The 12,611-nt window shown below is 65.0% G+C and carries 22 protein-coding genes; all 22 read left to right on the forward strand.

Annotated elements, in window-relative coordinates:
• Positions 1-11: 11 nt before the first annotated feature.
• Entirely contained in the window at positions 12-263 is a 252-nt protein-coding gene (gene rpsQ, locus AC1Q87_RS01550) for a 30S ribosomal protein S17 (RefSeq protein ID WP_056018088.1), read from the forward strand.
• Between the two features lie 15 nt (positions 264-278).
• Entirely contained in the window at positions 279-647 is a 369-nt protein-coding gene (rplN, locus tag AC1Q87_RS01555; protein WP_056018090.1) for a 50S ribosomal protein L14, read from the forward strand.
• On the forward strand, positions 647-961 hold the full coding sequence (rplX, locus tag AC1Q87_RS01560; protein WP_183777099.1) for a 50S ribosomal protein L24: 315 nt from the start codon (positions 647-649) through the stop codon (positions 959-961). Before rplN ends, rplX begins: the two co-directional genes overlap by 1 nt.
• Positions 954-1,514: a 50S ribosomal protein L5 gene (gene rplE / locus AC1Q87_RS01565; protein ID WP_492607264.1), complete on the forward strand. Its 561-nt coding sequence runs from the start codon at positions 954-956 to the stop codon at positions 1,512-1,514. Before rplX ends, rplE begins: the two co-directional genes overlap by 8 nt.
• 21 nt (positions 1,515-1,535) lie before the next feature.
• Positions 1,536-1,841 carry a 30S ribosomal protein S14 gene (gene rpsN, locus AC1Q87_RS01570; RefSeq protein ID WP_183777097.1) on the forward strand — a complete coding sequence of 102 codons (306 nt, stop codon included), beginning with the start codon at positions 1,536-1,538 and terminating at the stop codon, positions 1,839-1,841.
• A gap of 10 nt (positions 1,842-1,851) precedes the next feature.
• The gene (gene rpsH, locus AC1Q87_RS01575; RefSeq protein WP_492607265.1) at positions 1,852-2,247 is read left to right on the forward strand and encodes a 30S ribosomal protein S8; all 396 of its coding nucleotides are present in this window, start codon (positions 1,852-1,854) and stop codon (positions 2,245-2,247) included.
• A gap of 1 nt (position 2,248) precedes the next feature.
• The gene (gene rplF, locus AC1Q87_RS01580; RefSeq protein ID WP_492607266.1) at positions 2,249-2,782 is read left to right on the forward strand and encodes a 50S ribosomal protein L6; all 534 of its coding nucleotides are present in this window, start codon (positions 2,249-2,251) and stop codon (positions 2,780-2,782) included.
• Between the two features lie 3 nt (positions 2,783-2,785).
• Entirely contained in the window at positions 2,786-3,139 is a 354-nt protein-coding gene (gene rplR, locus AC1Q87_RS01585) for a 50S ribosomal protein L18 (RefSeq protein ID WP_056018102.1), read from the forward strand.
• Between the two features lie 10 nt (positions 3,140-3,149).
• Positions 3,150-3,758 (forward strand): 30S ribosomal protein S5, encoded by a 609-nt coding sequence (gene rpsE / locus AC1Q87_RS01590; protein WP_436061011.1) that lies wholly within the window; start codon positions 3,150-3,152, stop codon positions 3,756-3,758.
• Positions 3,759-3,761: 3 nt separating this feature from the next.
• Positions 3,762-3,941 (forward strand): 50S ribosomal protein L30, encoded by a 180-nt coding sequence (gene rpmD / locus AC1Q87_RS01595; RefSeq protein ID WP_183777092.1) that lies wholly within the window; start codon positions 3,762-3,764, stop codon positions 3,939-3,941.
• A gap of 134 nt (positions 3,942-4,075) precedes the next feature.
• Positions 4,076-4,561 carry a 50S ribosomal protein L15 gene (gene rplO / locus AC1Q87_RS01600; protein ID WP_492607267.1) on the forward strand — a complete coding sequence of 162 codons (486 nt, stop codon included), beginning with the start codon at positions 4,076-4,078 and terminating at the stop codon, positions 4,559-4,561.
• Positions 4,562-4,718: 157 nt separating this feature from the next.
• Entirely contained in the window at positions 4,719-6,071 is a 1,353-nt protein-coding gene (gene secY, locus AC1Q87_RS01605; RefSeq protein ID WP_492607268.1) for a preprotein translocase subunit SecY, read from the forward strand.
• Positions 6,072-6,120: 49 nt separating this feature from the next.
• A complete protein-coding gene (locus tag AC1Q87_RS01610) occupies positions 6,121-6,684 on the forward strand; it encodes an adenylate kinase (RefSeq protein ID WP_492607269.1) in 564 nt (187 codons plus the stop codon).
• 201 nt (positions 6,685-6,885) lie between these two features.
• On the forward strand, positions 6,886-7,254 hold the full coding sequence (gene rpsM, locus AC1Q87_RS01615) for a 30S ribosomal protein S13 (protein ID WP_312167028.1): 369 nt from the start codon (positions 6,886-6,888) through the stop codon (positions 7,252-7,254).
• A gap of 12 nt (positions 7,255-7,266) precedes the next feature.
• On the forward strand, positions 7,267-7,656 hold the full coding sequence (gene rpsK / locus AC1Q87_RS01620; protein ID WP_183777088.1) for a 30S ribosomal protein S11: 390 nt from the start codon (positions 7,267-7,269) through the stop codon (positions 7,654-7,656).
• An 80-nt stretch (positions 7,657-7,736) separates the two neighbouring features.
• On the forward strand, positions 7,737-8,753 hold the full coding sequence (locus AC1Q87_RS01625) for a DNA-directed RNA polymerase subunit alpha (protein ID WP_183777087.1): 1,017 nt from the start codon (positions 7,737-7,739) through the stop codon (positions 8,751-8,753).
• 215 nt (positions 8,754-8,968) lie between these two features.
• Positions 8,969-9,385, forward strand: a complete 417-nt coding sequence (gene rplQ, locus AC1Q87_RS01630; RefSeq protein WP_436061015.1) for a 50S ribosomal protein L17 — start codon at positions 8,969-8,971, stop codon at positions 9,383-9,385.
• 153 nt (positions 9,386-9,538) lie between these two features.
• The gene (locus AC1Q87_RS01635) at positions 9,539-9,994 is read left to right on the forward strand and encodes a VOC family protein (RefSeq protein WP_492607270.1); all 456 of its coding nucleotides are present in this window, start codon (positions 9,539-9,541) and stop codon (positions 9,992-9,994) included.
• A gap of 20 nt (positions 9,995-10,014) precedes the next feature.
• On the forward strand, positions 10,015-10,461 hold the full coding sequence (locus tag AC1Q87_RS01640) for a VOC family protein (RefSeq protein WP_492607271.1): 447 nt from the start codon (positions 10,015-10,017) through the stop codon (positions 10,459-10,461).
• Positions 10,458-10,790, forward strand: coding sequence for an ArsR/SmtB family transcription factor (locus AC1Q87_RS01645; protein WP_492607272.1), 333 nt, complete (start codon positions 10,458-10,460; stop codon positions 10,788-10,790). The genes AC1Q87_RS01640 and AC1Q87_RS01645 overlap by 4 nt, the downstream gene beginning before the upstream one ends.
• Positions 10,787-11,251 (forward strand): SRPBCC family protein, encoded by a 465-nt coding sequence (locus tag AC1Q87_RS01650; RefSeq protein ID WP_492607273.1) that lies wholly within the window; start codon positions 10,787-10,789, stop codon positions 11,249-11,251. The genes AC1Q87_RS01645 and AC1Q87_RS01650 overlap by 4 nt, the downstream gene beginning before the upstream one ends.
• 60 nt (positions 11,252-11,311) lie before the next feature.
• A complete protein-coding gene (locus AC1Q87_RS01655) occupies positions 11,312-12,577 on the forward strand; it encodes a TCR/Tet family MFS transporter (protein WP_492607274.1) in 1,266 nt (421 codons plus the stop codon).
• Positions 12,578-12,611 lie beyond the last annotated feature (34 nt).

Below are 12,611 nucleotides of genomic sequence, written 5' to 3' on the forward strand. Positions count from 1 at the left end.
AGACAACGAACATGCCGAAGCGAATTCTCGAAGGCGTCGTCGTCTCGGACAAGGGCGACAAGACGATCGTGGTGAAGGTCGAGCGTACCTTCCTGCATCCGGTGCTGAAGAAGACCGTTCGTCGGTCGAAGAAGTACCACGCCCATGACGAGGCCAACGTCTACAAGGCCGGCGACATCGCGCGCATCATCGAATGCGCTCCGAAGTCGAAAACCAAGACTTGGGAAGCGCTGCCGAAGGGCGCTGACCAACAAGCCTCCTAAAGAAAGTCTCATCCCATGATTCAGATGCAGACTAACCTCGAGGTCGCCGACAATTCCGGCGCCCGTCGTGTGATGTGCATCAAAGTGCTTGGTGGCGCTGGTCGTCGCTACGCCGGCGTGGGCGACAAGATTGTCGTCTCCGTGAAGGAAGCGATCCCGCGCGGTCGTGTGAAGAAGGGTGACGTGCTGCAGGCGATCGTCGTGCGCACGTCCTCCGCGATCAAGCGCAAGGACGGTTCGGTGATCCGTTTCGACAAGAACGCCGCCGTGATCGTCAACAAGCAATCCGAGCCGATCGGCACGCGGATCTTTGGCCCGGTTCCTCGCGAACTGCGCGCCAAGAACCACATGAAGATCATCTCGCTCGCTCCCGAGGTGCTGTAATGGCCGCGAAGATCAAGAAGGGCGACCGCGTTGTCGTCCTCACGGGCAAGGACAAGGGCCGTCAAGGCGCTGTGCTGCGCGTGCTGCCGAAGGAAGACCGCGTCGTGGTCGAGGGGCTGAACATGGTTCAGCGCCACACCCGTCCGACCCAGTCCGATCCGCAAGGCGGCATCAAGAACAAGGAAGCGGCGCTCCACATCTCGAACGTGGCGATCGTCGACTCCAAGGGCAAGCCGACCCGCGTCGGCTTCCGGGTCGAAGGCGACAAGAAGGTCCGTGTCGCCAAGACGACCGGTGAGGTGATCAATGGCTGAGCAAGCTTATGAACCCCGGCTGAAGTCCGAATATCGTGCGCGCATCCGCGCGGCGATGAAGGAGCAGTTCGGCTACACGAACGAGATGCAGATCCCCAAGCTGGACAAGATCGTCCTGAACATGGGCATTGGTGAAGCCGTCTCGGACTCCAAGAAGGTCAACTCGGCGATCGCCGACCTGGCGAAGATCGCCGGTCAGAAGCCGATGCCGACCAAGGCTCGCAATTCCATCGCCGGCTTCAAGCTGCGCGAGGGCATGGTGGTCGGTGCGAAGGTGACCCTTCGCGCGGATCGCATGTATGAGTTTCTGGACCGCCTGATCACGATCGCGCTGCCGCGCGTGAAGGACTTCCGGGGCCTGAAGCCCACCTCGTTCGACGGTCGTGGCAACTACGCCATGGGTCTGAAGGAGCACATCGTGTTCCCGGAGATCAACTACGACCAGATCGATCAAATGTGGGGCATGGACATCATCGTCGCCACGACTGCGAAGACCGACGACGAAGCGCGCGCGCTTCTCAAGGAATTCCAGTTCCCGTTCGTTCAAGCGTAAGCGGCGGGAAGGAAAGAACAAATGGCCAAGAAAAGCGCTGTCAATCGCAACGAGATGGTCCGCAAGCTGGTGAAGCAATTCGCCGCGAAGCGTGAAGAACTCAAGGCGATCGCCAACGACGAGAGCCTGCCGCTCGAAGAACGCTTCGAAGCGCGCCTGAAGCTCGCCGAACTGCCGCGTAACTCGTCCAAGACCCGCATCCGTAACCGTTGCGAAGTCACGGGCCGCCCGCGCGCCTACTACCGCAAGCTTAAGATGAGCCGGATCGCGCTGCGCGAACTGGGTTCGAACGGCCAGATTCCTGGCCTCGTCAAGTCGAGCTGGTGAGGAGGGTCTCATGGTGAACGACCCCGTTGGCGATATGATCGCCCGCATCAAGAACGCCGCCACCCGCGGCCGTTCGAAGGTTTCCACGCCGGCTTCGAGGATGCGTGCGCGCGTTCTCGACGTTCTGGCGGAGGAAGGCTACATCCGCGGCTACCAACTCGTTCAGAAGCCGGGCGCGTTCCCGGAGTTCGAAATCGAGCTGAAGTACTTCGACGGTCAGCCGGTGATCGCTGAGATCCGCCGCGTGTCGAAGCCTGGCCGCCGCGTCTACTCGTCGATCAAGGACCTGAAGCCGATCAAGAACGGCCTGGGTATCTCGATCCTGTCGACGCCGAAGGGCGTCATGTCGGACACGGCCGCGCGTGACGCGAACGTGGGCGGCGAAGTCCTGTTGCGGGTCTACTAAGATGTCGCGGATTGGAAAGAAGGCGGTCGCCGTCCCTTCGGGCGTGACGGTGACCATCAGCGGCCAGACCGTCACGATTAAGGGCCCGAAGGGTCAGCTGTCGTGGACCGTCGCCGAAGAAATCGAAGTCAAGCAGGAGGGAGCTGAGCTCCAGCTCTCGAAGCGCGTCGACTCGACCCGGGCGCAAGCCATGTGGGGCCTGTCGCGCACCCTGGTGAGCAACATGGTCACCGGCGTGACCGAGGGCTTCGAGCAGACGCTCGAGCTGGTCGGCGTCGGTTACCGCGCCGCCATGAAGGGCCAGGCGCTCTCCATGCAGCTCGGCTTCAGCCACGACGTCGACGTGCCCCCGCCCGCCGGGATCACGTTTGCGACGCCGAAGCAGACCGAGATCAAGATCTCGGGCATCGACAAGCAAGCCGTCGGCGAGATCGCCTCGAAGATCCGTCGCCTGCGTCCGCCGGAGCCCTACAAGGGCAAGGGCGTCCGTTATGCCGGCGAGAAGGTTCGCCGCAAGGAAGGCAAGAAGAAGTAGGCCATGGCTCTTAAACCCCGTGACACCGCCAAGCGTCGTGCCGAGCGCACGCGCATCCGCCTGCGGTCGGTGGCGAATGGTCGGCCGCGTCTGTCGGTCTTCCGCTCGTCCAAGAACATCTACGCCCAGATCATCGATGATGAACGCGGCGTGACCCTGGCTGCCGCCTCGACCCTCGAGGGCGACAAGCAGAAGGGTTCCGACAAGGACGCCGCCGCCCGTGTGGGCGCGCTCGTGGCGCAACGCGCCATCGAAAAGGGTGTCAAGGACGTCGTCTTCGATCGTGGCGGTTATATCTACCACGGCCGGGTGAAAGCCCTGGCCGACGCCGCGCGCGAAGCCGGCCTGAACTTCTAGGGGTACGCTGATGGCTCGTGGAAACGAACAACGTGGTGGTGACGGCCAAGGCCGTCGTGACCGCAACCGCGGCAATCAAGCGGAAGAGCGCGCCGAATCCGACATCGTCGAGAAGCTGGTGCACATCAACCGCGTCGCCGCCACCGTGAAGGGCGGCCGTCGCTTCTCGTTCGCCGCCCTGATGGTGGTCGGCGATCAGAAGGGCCGCGTCGGCTACGGCCATGGCAAGGCGCGCGAAGTGCCGGAAGCCATCCGTAAGGCGACCGAGGAAGCCAAGAAGACCATGATCCGCGTGCCGCTCCGCGAGAGCCGCACCCTGCACCACGACGGCGCTGGCCGTTGGGGCGCCGGCAAGGTGATGGTCCGCTCGGCGCCTCCGGGCACCGGCGTCATCGCCGGCGGTCCGATGCGTGCGGTGCTTGAAACCCTCGGCGTCCAGGACGTCGTCGGCAAGTCGGTCGGCTCGTCGAACCCCTACAACATGGTGCGCGCGACCTTCGAGGCGCTGAAGGCTCAGTCTTCGCCCCGCCAGGTCGCCGCCAAGCGCGGCAAGAAGGTCGCCGACGTGCTGGGCCGCAAGGCTGACAGCGCTGCGGTCGCCGCCGCTGACGGAGAGTAATCCATGGCTAAGGTGACCGTTCGTCAGACGGCGAGCCCCATCCGCCGCAAGAGCGATCAGCGCGCGACCCTCATCGGTCTCGGCCTGAACCGCATCGGCCGCGTGTCGGTCCTGGAAGACACCCCGTCGGTGCGCGGGATGATCGCCAAGGTCCATCACATGGTGGAAGTGATCGAAGGCTAAGCGCCTTTCGACTGGACGTTTAGGAGAGGCGGCGCCAAAAGCGTCGCCTCTTCGGCCGTTTCGGCGGCCAACAATCTTTTTCAGCCGAGTCCGGGACCGATCCCGGGCGACAGATCTCCAAGGAGAGGCGTCACATGACCAAGCTCAACGAACTTTCGCCGCGCGAAGGCTCCACCAAGAACCGCATGCGCGTCGGCCGCGGCCCGGGTTCGGGCAAGGGCAAGACCGGCGGCCGTGGTGTGAAGGGCCAGAAGGCGCGCAGCGGCGTCGCCATCAACGGCTTCGAAGGCGGCCAGATGCCGCTGCACATGCGGATGCCGAAGCGCGGCTTCAACAACCCCTTCGCCAAGGAATTCGCGGAAGTGAACCTGTGGCGCCTTGAGCAGGCGATCGCCGCCGGCAAGCTCGACGCCAAGAAGGCCATCGACGCCGAGGTTCTGATCGCCGCCGGCGTGCTGCGCCGTGAGAAGGACGGCGTCCGTCTCCTGGGCAAGGGCGAACTGAAGTCCAAGATCGAGATCACCGTCTATTCGGCTTCGGCCGCGGCCAAGGCCGCCGTCGAGAAGGCTGGCGGCAAGGTCACCACGACCGGTCCGGCCGCTGCCGAAGCCGCCGAGTAAGCCGCTCTCCGCGCGTCAAGCGCGGGGACCCACGCTGACCATCCGGCGCCTGTCTGGCCCGCTTCCACATGTTTGGGGGAGGGTGAGGCAAGGCGGCCGGATGACAGCGCAGGATGGACGCCCTATGTACGTCCGGTCCTTTAGTCTGGGGTTCTAAATGGCTTCGGCCGCCGAACAGCTCGCAGCGAACATGAACTTCGGCGCCTTCCAGAAGGCGACGGAGCTGCACAAGCGCATCCTCTTCACGCTGGGTGCGCTGATCGTCTATCGCCTCGGGACCTACATCCCGATTCCGGGCATCGACCCGGCGGCGTTCGCCCAGGCCTTCCAGGGCCAGGCGCAAGGCATCCTCGGCATGTTCAACATGTTCTCGGGGGGCGCCGTCCAACGGATGGCGATCTTCTCGCTGAACGTGATGCCGTACATCTCGGCCTCCATCATCGTTCAGCTGCTCGGCACGGTTTATCCGCCGTGGGAGAAGCTGCGAAAGGAAGGCGGGGAGGCGGGCCGCAAGACGCTCAACCAGTACACCCGCTATCTGACGGTCGTGCTGGCGCTGTTCCAATCCTTCGCCATCGCCACCGGGCTGCAGAACAGCCCCGGCCTGGTGCTGAACCCCGGCCTGTTCTTCCTGGCCTCGACGGTCGTGACCCTAACCGGCGGGACCCTGTTCCTGATGTGGCTGGGCGAGCAGATCACCAGCCGCGGCGTTGGCAACGGCGTGTCGCTGATCATCTTCGCCGGCATCGTCGCGGTGCTGCCGCAGGGCGTCTGGCAGATGTTCACCATGACGCGGACCGGCTCGTTGTCGCCGTTCGCCATGTTCGCGATCATCGCCCTGGCTATCGCCGTGGTGTTCGCGATCGTGTTCATGGAGCGCTCGCAGCGCCGCCTGCTGGTCCAGTATCCCAAGCGTCAGCAGGGCAACCGGATGTTCGGCGGCGACACCTCGTTCCTGCCGCTGAAAATCAACACCGCCGGCGTCATTCCGCCGATCTTCGCCTCGTCGCTGCTGTTGCTGCCGACCACGGCGATGGGCTTCCTGGCGACCGCGGATCTACCCGCCTGGGCGCAATGGCTGCCCGGCATGGTCGGTCAGCTGCAGCACGGGCGCCCGGCGTTCATGGTGCTCTATGCGCTGCTGATCATCTTCTTCTGCTTCTTCTACACGTCGGTCGTCTTCAATCCGGACGACACCGCTGAGAACCTGCGCAAGTACGGCGGCTTCTTGCCGGGCATCCGCCCGGGCAAGCGGACGGCGGAGTATCTCGACTACGTGCTGACCCGCCTGACCGTGATCGGCGCGGCGTACATCACGCTGGTCTGCCTGATGCCGGAAGCGCTGATCGGATATTTCAAGGCGCCGTTCTATCTGGGCGGCACGTCGATCCTGATCGTGGTGAGCGTGACCATGGATACGGTGACGCAGATCCAGTCGCATCTGCTGGCGCACCAGTACGAAGGTTTGATCAAGAAATCCAAGCTCCGCGGCGGACGCGGCGGACGCTAAGGATCGGTCCGGCCGAAAGGGGCGGCCGGGGAGGGGGACATTTAAGAAGATGAATTTGATCCTGTTCGGCCCGCCGGCGGCGGGCAAGGGAACGCAGGCCAAGCGCCTGGTCGAGTCCCGCAAGATGGTCCAGCTCTCCACGGGGGACATGCTGCGCGCCGCGATCGCTTCGGGCTCTGAGCTCGGCAAGCGCGTCGAGGGCGTCATGCAGCGGGGCGAGCTGGTCACCGACGAGATCGTCATCGCGTTGATCGAGGAGCGTCTGCCGGAGGCCGAGGCGGCCGGCGGGGCGATCTTCGACGGGTTTCCGCGGACCCTGGCTCAGGCCAAGGCGCTGGACGAGATGCTGGCCAAGCGCGGCTCGCGAATCGATCTAGTGCTGCGCCTGAAGGTGGACGACGAGCAGCTCCTCAACCGGGTTGCTGGCCGCTTCGCCGAGTCGGGCCGCCCTGACGACAATCCCGAGAGCTTCAAGGTGCGGCTCTCGGCCTACAACGACCAGACCGCGCCCTTGCTGCCGTACTATCAAGACCAGAAAAAACTGGTCGAGTTGGACGGCATGGGTTCGATCGAGGACGTCGCCGCCGGAATCGACCAGGCCCTCAAGGCCTGATTTTCGGCGACCAACCCGCCCAGCGATTGCGGAAGTCTGAAAAGCTTCAGATTCCTGCGATTGCTCCATTGACGGAAACGCAACGTTCCCTATAACGGTGCGCTTCCGCGAAAGGGCGCGAAGGACGTGCCGGCCTTCCTGTATGGGATTCTGGGCCGGGGCGCCGTTCGCGCTTCTCTGCGTGACTAGGAGATTCAACGCGTGGCCCGTATCGCTGGCGTCAACATTCCGACTAACAAGCGCGTCGTCATTGCGCTGCAGTACATCCATGGGATCGGCCAGGCGAAAGCCAAGGAGATCGTCCAGAAGGTTGGCATTGAGGACGCTCGCCGCGTCAATCAGCTGACCGACGCCGAGGTGCTGCAGATCCGCGAAGCGATCGACCGCGATTACCTCGTTGAGGGTGACCTGCGTCGCGAGACGGCGGTCAACATCAAGCGTCTGATGGACCTTGCCTGCTATCGCGGCCTGCGTCACCGCAAGGGCCTGCCGGTCCGCGGTCAGCGCACCCACACCAACGCCCGCACCCGCAAGGGTCCGGCCAAGCCGATCGCCGGCAAGAAGAAGTAAGAGAGCTTAGCGATGGCCAAGGAACCGGCGCGCGTCAAACGTCGCGAACGCAAGAACATCACCTCGGGCGTGGCGCACGTGAACGCCTCGTTCAACAACACCATGATCACCATCACGGACGCGCAGGGGAACACCATCTCCTGGTCGTCGGCCGGCATGATGGGCTTCAAGGGCTCCCGCAAGTCGACTCCGTACGCCGCCCAGATGGCGGCCGAGGACGCCGGCCGGAAGGCTGCCGAGCATGGCGTGAAGACCCTCGAAGTGAACGTCTCGGGTCCGGGTTCCGGGCGTGAGTCGGCTCTGCGGGCGCTTCAGTCGGTCGGCATGACGATCACCACCATCCGCGACGTGACCCCCATTCCGCACAACGGCTGCCGGCCGCCCAAGCGCCGGCGGGTCTAAGTACCGCAGTACCGCAATCCCCACGCGCCGGACCGAGTTCTTCGTGTCCGGCGATCCTGCGTTTCGAGGGACATCTCTACGTGATCGAAAGAAACTGGAACGAGCTCATCCGTCCCGAGAAGCCGCTGATCGAGGCCGGAACCGACGCGAACCGCAAGGCGCGTCTGGTGGCCGAGCCGCTCGAGCGCGGTTTCGGGGTGACGCTCGGCAACAGCCTCCGCCGGGTGCTTCTGTCGTCGCTGCAGGGCGCGGCCGTGACCGCCGTCCAGATCGACGGCGTCGTGCATGAGTTCTCGTCGCTGGAAGGCGTTCGGGAAGACGTTGTCGACATCGTCCTGAACATCAAGCAATTGGCGCTGCGCATGCACGCCGAGGGCCCCAAGCGCATGACGCTGAAGGCCACCGGCCCGGGCGTTGTGACCGCCGGCCAGATCGAAGTCCCGTCGGACATCGAAGTGCTGAACCCTGACCACGTGCTGTGCACGCTGGACGACGGCGCCACCGTGCGCATGGAGTTCACGGTCAACAACGGCAAGGGCTACGTCGCCGCCGAACGCAACCGTCCGGAAGACGCCCCGATCGGCCTGATCGCGGTCGACAGCCTGTTCTCGCCGGTCAAGCGCGTCGCCTATCGCGTCGAGCCGACCCGCCAGGGCCAGAGCCTCGACTATGACAAGCTGATCATGGAAGTGGAAACCAACGGCGCGATTTCGCCGGTGGACGCGGTGGCCTTCGCCGCCCGTATCCTCCAGGACCAGCTGCAGATCTTCATCACCTTCGAAGAGCCGAAGAAGAAGGTCGAAGGCGAGAGCAAGCCGGAACTGCCGTTCAACCCGGCGCTGCTGAAGAAGGTCGACGAGCTGGAGCTCTCGGTCCGTTCGGCAAACTGCCTGAAGAACGACAACATCGTCTACATCGGCGACCTGATCCAGAAGACCGAGGCGGAAATGCTCCGCACTCCGAACTTCGGCCGCAAGTCGCTGAACGAGATCAAGGAAGTGCTCGCGGGCATGAACCTGCATCTCGGCATGGACGTGCCGAACTGGCCGCCGGAAAACATCGAAGAACTCGCCAAGAAGTTCGACGATCAGATGTAAGACCCTCCGAGGCCCGCCTAGCGGGCCTCGGTTCTTAGGACTGTGCGCTGACTCCAAGCCGTTCGCGCGGCTAGGGCCCTGGGAAGCTGCAATAGCGGTGGAGGGCCCCGGTGCTTCGTTTTGACCCCGCTGGGAGCAGGCTGGGACTTGGTTAGGCAAGGACGTTCTCCGCATCAGGGGGCGTCCAGCGGGTCGAGCGACCCAGGAGATATGAAATGCGTCACGGCAAAGCCCACCGCAAACTCGGTCGTACGACCGCCCACCGCACCGCGATGTTCGCCAACATGGCGGCGAGCCTGATCAAGCACGAGCAGATCGTCACGACCCTGCCGAAGGCCAAGGAACTGCGTCCGGTCGTCGAAAAGCTGGTCACGCTGGCCAAGCGCGGCGACCTGCACGCTCGTCGTCAGGCGATCAGCCAGGTCCGTGACGTCGAACAAGTCGGCAAGCTCTTCGCCGTCCTCGGCCCGCGCTACAAGGAACGTCAGGGCGGCTACATCCGCGTCCTGAAGGCCGGCTTCCGCTACGGCGACAACGCCCCGCTGGCCGTGATCGAGTTCGTCGATCGCGATCCGGCCGAAAAGGGCAAGGACTCGGGTCCGGTCCAAGACGTCGGCTTCGCCGACGAATAAGACCACCCTGCAGTCAGCAGATTTCGAGAGCCCCGGGCGGAAACGCCCGGGGCTTTTGCTTTGCCGGTTCGGCATGTGAATATGCTTGCGAAAAGCGGAAAATATTATACCTTATTGAAATTGAATGCGCCGCGCGAACCAGGGAGGTAAGCGATGAGCGACCGCAGGAAGCTGCCGACCATCGGCCCGCTGCTTTGGTATCGCGACCCGATGGCGGCCATCGCCTGGCTTGAGCAGGCCTTCGGCTTCGAGACCCGCATGGTGGTCGACGACGGGCAGGGCGGGGTGATCCACTCCGAGCTCGCGCTCCACGATGGCTACATCATGGTCGTGGGGCCGCCGAGCGGACGCGCCGTCAGTCCCGCCGCGTTCGGCGGGCGATCGACCCAGTCGGTTCACGTGCAGCTCGAAGACGGCCTGGACGAACTCTGCGAGCGCGCCCGCGGGGCGGGCGCCGTCATCGAGCGCGAGCCGGCCGACCAGCCCTATGGCGACCGCGTCTTCACCTGCCGGGACCTGGAGGACCATCCCTGGTCGTTCGGCCAGACCGTTCAGGAGCTGTCGGTCGCGCAGATGGAACAGGCCACCGGCCACAAGATCAAAGCCTGACGCACCCAGAGGAGGACGCCATGTCCGCAGGATTCCGTTCCGCGTTGTTCTACCAGGACCCCAAGGCGGCCCTGGGCTGGCTCGAGAAGGCCTTCGGCTTCGAGCTCGTCATGCTGCTTGAGGACGCCGACGGCAATGTCGCCCACTCGCAGATGGAGTTCGGCGACAGCTACGTGATGATCGGCCAGGAATGGAGCGGCGATCACAAGAGCCCCAAGTCCGTCGGCGGCAAGAACACCCAGGCGGTCCACGTACAGCTCGATAGCGACATCGATGCGCACTTCGCGCGGGCCAAGGCCGCCGGGGCGGAGATCATGGCCGAGCCGGAGACCCAGTTCTACGGCGACCGCACCTATCGCTGCCGCGATCCCGAAGGCCACATCTGGACCGTTTCTCAGACCGTTGCGAGCGTCAGCCGCGAGGATGCCGAGGCGGCCAGCGGCCTGAAGATCACCGGCTGGCGATGAGCGCGGCTCGGGCCCTCGACACCACACTGGCGGCGCTGGCCGATCCTGCCCGCCGCCGGGTCGTGGACGTGCTGGCGCGCGGGCCGCGGCCGTCCGGCGAACTGGCGCGTGAGCTCGGCCTGTCGCCCCCGACCATGAGCCGTCACCTGCGCACGCTGCGTGAGAGCGGTCTGGTGGAGGAAAGCCATCCGGAGTTCGACGCGCGCGTCCGTATCTATGCCTTGAGGCCCGAACCGATGGTGCACCTGTTGCGCTGGCTGGAGGAGAGCGAGCGGCTGTGGAGCGAGCAGCTGACCGCCTTCAAGGCCCATGTCGAGAAGACGCCGTGACCTCGAAGGTCTACGTCGCCCTGCGGGTGAAGGCCGGGCCGGAGCGCGCCTTCGCCGCCTTCGTCGGCGAGATCGGCGCGTGGTGGCGGCCGAACGGTCTCTTCCAGACCACGCCCCGTGCGCCGGGCGTCCTGGCCTTCGAGCCGGAAGAGGGCGGGCGCCTGACGGAGACGCTCGCGAGCGGCAAGGTGTTCGAGATCGGGCGCATCCTGGTCTGGGAGCCGCCGCACCGCCTGGTTTTTTCCTGGCGGCAGGCGAACTTCCCGCCGGAGCTTTCGACGGAGGTCGAGGTGCGCTTCGAGGCGGTCGGCGAGGAGACGCGGGTAAGCGTCGAGCACCGCGGCTTCGACCAGGTGCCCGAGGGCGCGGCTCGCCACGGCTTCCCCGACGAGGTGCTGCTGATGCGCCTGGCCGATTGGTGGCGAACACTGCTGACATCCTATCGCGAGACGTCGGCCTAAGACGGCGAACGTGGTAGTTCAAAGACGGAAGCGGCCCGAAGCGGCCGAGCGGAGGAAATGATGACCGAGCGTGCTCCGAGCGCCCCCAGCGGCGACGACAAGCGCTGGGCGGGGGCCTTCCGCTTCATCTTCGCCGCGGCGGTCATCAACGCGGTTTCGTTCGGGATCATGATCCCGGTGCTGCCGAACCTGATCAAGGAGTTCACCGGCGGCGACACCGCTGCGGCCTCCGAGTGGAACGTGCTGTTCGGCGCAGTCTGGGGCGTCATGCAGCTGTTCTGCGGTCCGATCCTCGGGATGATGTCCGACCGTTACGGCCGCCGCCCCATCTTGCTGGTGTCGCTCGGCGGCTTGGCCATCGACTTCCTGTTCATGGCCCTGGCCCCCAGCCTGATGTGGCTGTTCGTGGGCCGCGTGATCAACGGCCTGACCGCGGCGAGCTTCTCGACCGCCAACGCCTACGTCGCCGACGTCACCCCGCCCGACAAGCGCGCCAAGGCCTATGGCTGGATGGGCTCGGCCTTCTCGTTCGGCTTCCTGGTCGGACCGGCGCTCGGCGGATTCCTTGGGGACATCGACCTGCGTCTGCCGTTCTTCGTGGCGGCGGCCCTGACCAGCGTGAACTGGCTCTATGGCTTCTTCATCCTGCCCGAATCCCTCCCGCCTGAGAAAAGGGTCGCCAAGTTCGACTGGAAACGCGCCAACCCCGTGGGCTCGCTTAGCTTCCTGCGCTCGCACAACGAACTGCTGGGGCTGGCCTCCATCGGCTTCCTGTTCCAGCTGGCCCACACCGTGCTGCCGGCGATCTTCGTGCTCTACACCGGCTATCGCTATGGCTGGACGCCGGGGTTCATGGGCCTGACCATGATGGCGACCGGCCTGGCCGGAGTGATCGTCCAGACCCTGCTGGTCGGACCGGTCGTTGCGAAGATCGGTGAGCGCGGGGCCCTGCTGCTGGGCGCGGCCGCTGGGGCGGCGGGGTTCGCCATCTACGGCATGGCCCAGACCGGCTGGGCGTACATGCTCGGCGTGCCGGTCTTTGCGCTGATGAACTTCCTGATGCCGGGCCTGCAGGGGCTGATGACCCGTCGCGTCGAGCCGTCCGCCCAGGGCCAGCTGCAGGGCGCGAACCAGGCGCTGCAGGGCATCGCGTCGGTCATCGGCCCGATCGTCTTTGGCATGACCTTCGCCTGGTCGATCCGCCATGACGGGGTGATGCACCAGCCGGGATTGGCGATCTATCTGGCCTCCGCGCTGCTGATTGCGGCGCTGTTCCTGTCGCTGCGGGTGGGGCGAGTTCCCAAGGCGGCGGCCGCAGGCGCCTGAGACCTGTTTCCGATCGCGACGGCGCAGCCTAGAT

It is taken from the genome of Phenylobacterium sp. GW823-FHT02A09 (assembly GCF_058797775.1).

Excerpts from the sequence above, each read along its gene's own strand:
- rplQ (WP_436061015.1), top strand. The coding sequence starts at position 8,969 with ATGCGTCACGGCAAAGCCCACCGCAAACTCGGTCGTACGACCGCCCAC.
- secY (WP_492607268.1), top strand. The coding sequence starts at position 4,719 with ATGGCTTCGGCCGCCGAACAGCTCGCAGCGAACATGAACTTCGGCGCC.
- AC1Q87_RS01655 (WP_492607274.1), top strand. The coding sequence starts at position 11,312 with ATGACCGAGCGTGCTCCGAGCGCCCCCAGCGGCGACGACAAGCGCTGG.
- rpsH (WP_492607265.1), top strand. The coding sequence starts at position 1,852 with ATGGTGAACGACCCCGTTGGCGATATGATCGCCCGCATCAAGAACGCC.
- rpsK (WP_183777088.1), top strand. The coding sequence starts at position 7,267 with ATGGCCAAGGAACCGGCGCGCGTCAAACGTCGCGAACGCAAGAACATC.
- rplE (WP_492607264.1), top strand. The coding sequence starts at position 954 with ATGGCTGAGCAAGCTTATGAACCCCGGCTGAAGTCCGAATATCGTGCG.
- rpsN (WP_183777097.1), top strand. The coding sequence starts at position 1,536 with ATGGCCAAGAAAAGCGCTGTCAATCGCAACGAGATGGTCCGCAAGCTG.
- rplN (WP_056018090.1), top strand. The coding sequence starts at position 279 with ATGATTCAGATGCAGACTAACCTCGAGGTCGCCGACAATTCCGGCGCC.
- rplR (WP_056018102.1), top strand. The coding sequence starts at position 2,786 with ATGGCTCTTAAACCCCGTGACACCGCCAAGCGTCGTGCCGAGCGCACG.
- rpsQ (WP_056018088.1), top strand. The coding sequence starts at position 12 with ATGCCGAAGCGAATTCTCGAAGGCGTCGTCGTCTCGGACAAGGGCGAC.
- rplF (WP_492607266.1), top strand. The coding sequence starts at position 2,249 with ATGTCGCGGATTGGAAAGAAGGCGGTCGCCGTCCCTTCGGGCGTGACG.
- AC1Q87_RS01635 (WP_492607270.1), top strand. The coding sequence starts at position 9,539 with ATGAGCGACCGCAGGAAGCTGCCGACCATCGGCCCGCTGCTTTGGTAT.
- AC1Q87_RS01640 (WP_492607271.1), top strand. The coding sequence starts at position 10,015 with ATGTCCGCAGGATTCCGTTCCGCGTTGTTCTACCAGGACCCCAAGGCG.
- rplX (WP_183777099.1), top strand. The coding sequence starts at position 647 with ATGGCCGCGAAGATCAAGAAGGGCGACCGCGTTGTCGTCCTCACGGGC.
- AC1Q87_RS01610 (WP_492607269.1), top strand. The coding sequence starts at position 6,121 with ATGAATTTGATCCTGTTCGGCCCGCCGGCGGCGGGCAAGGGAACGCAG.
- rpmD (WP_183777092.1), top strand. The coding sequence starts at position 3,762 with ATGGCTAAGGTGACCGTTCGTCAGACGGCGAGCCCCATCCGCCGCAAG.
- rpsE (WP_436061011.1), top strand. The coding sequence starts at position 3,150 with ATGGCTCGTGGAAACGAACAACGTGGTGGTGACGGCCAAGGCCGTCGT.
- rplO (WP_492607267.1), top strand. The coding sequence starts at position 4,076 with ATGACCAAGCTCAACGAACTTTCGCCGCGCGAAGGCTCCACCAAGAAC.
- AC1Q87_RS01645 (WP_492607272.1), top strand. The coding sequence starts at position 10,458 with ATGAGCGCGGCTCGGGCCCTCGACACCACACTGGCGGCGCTGGCCGAT.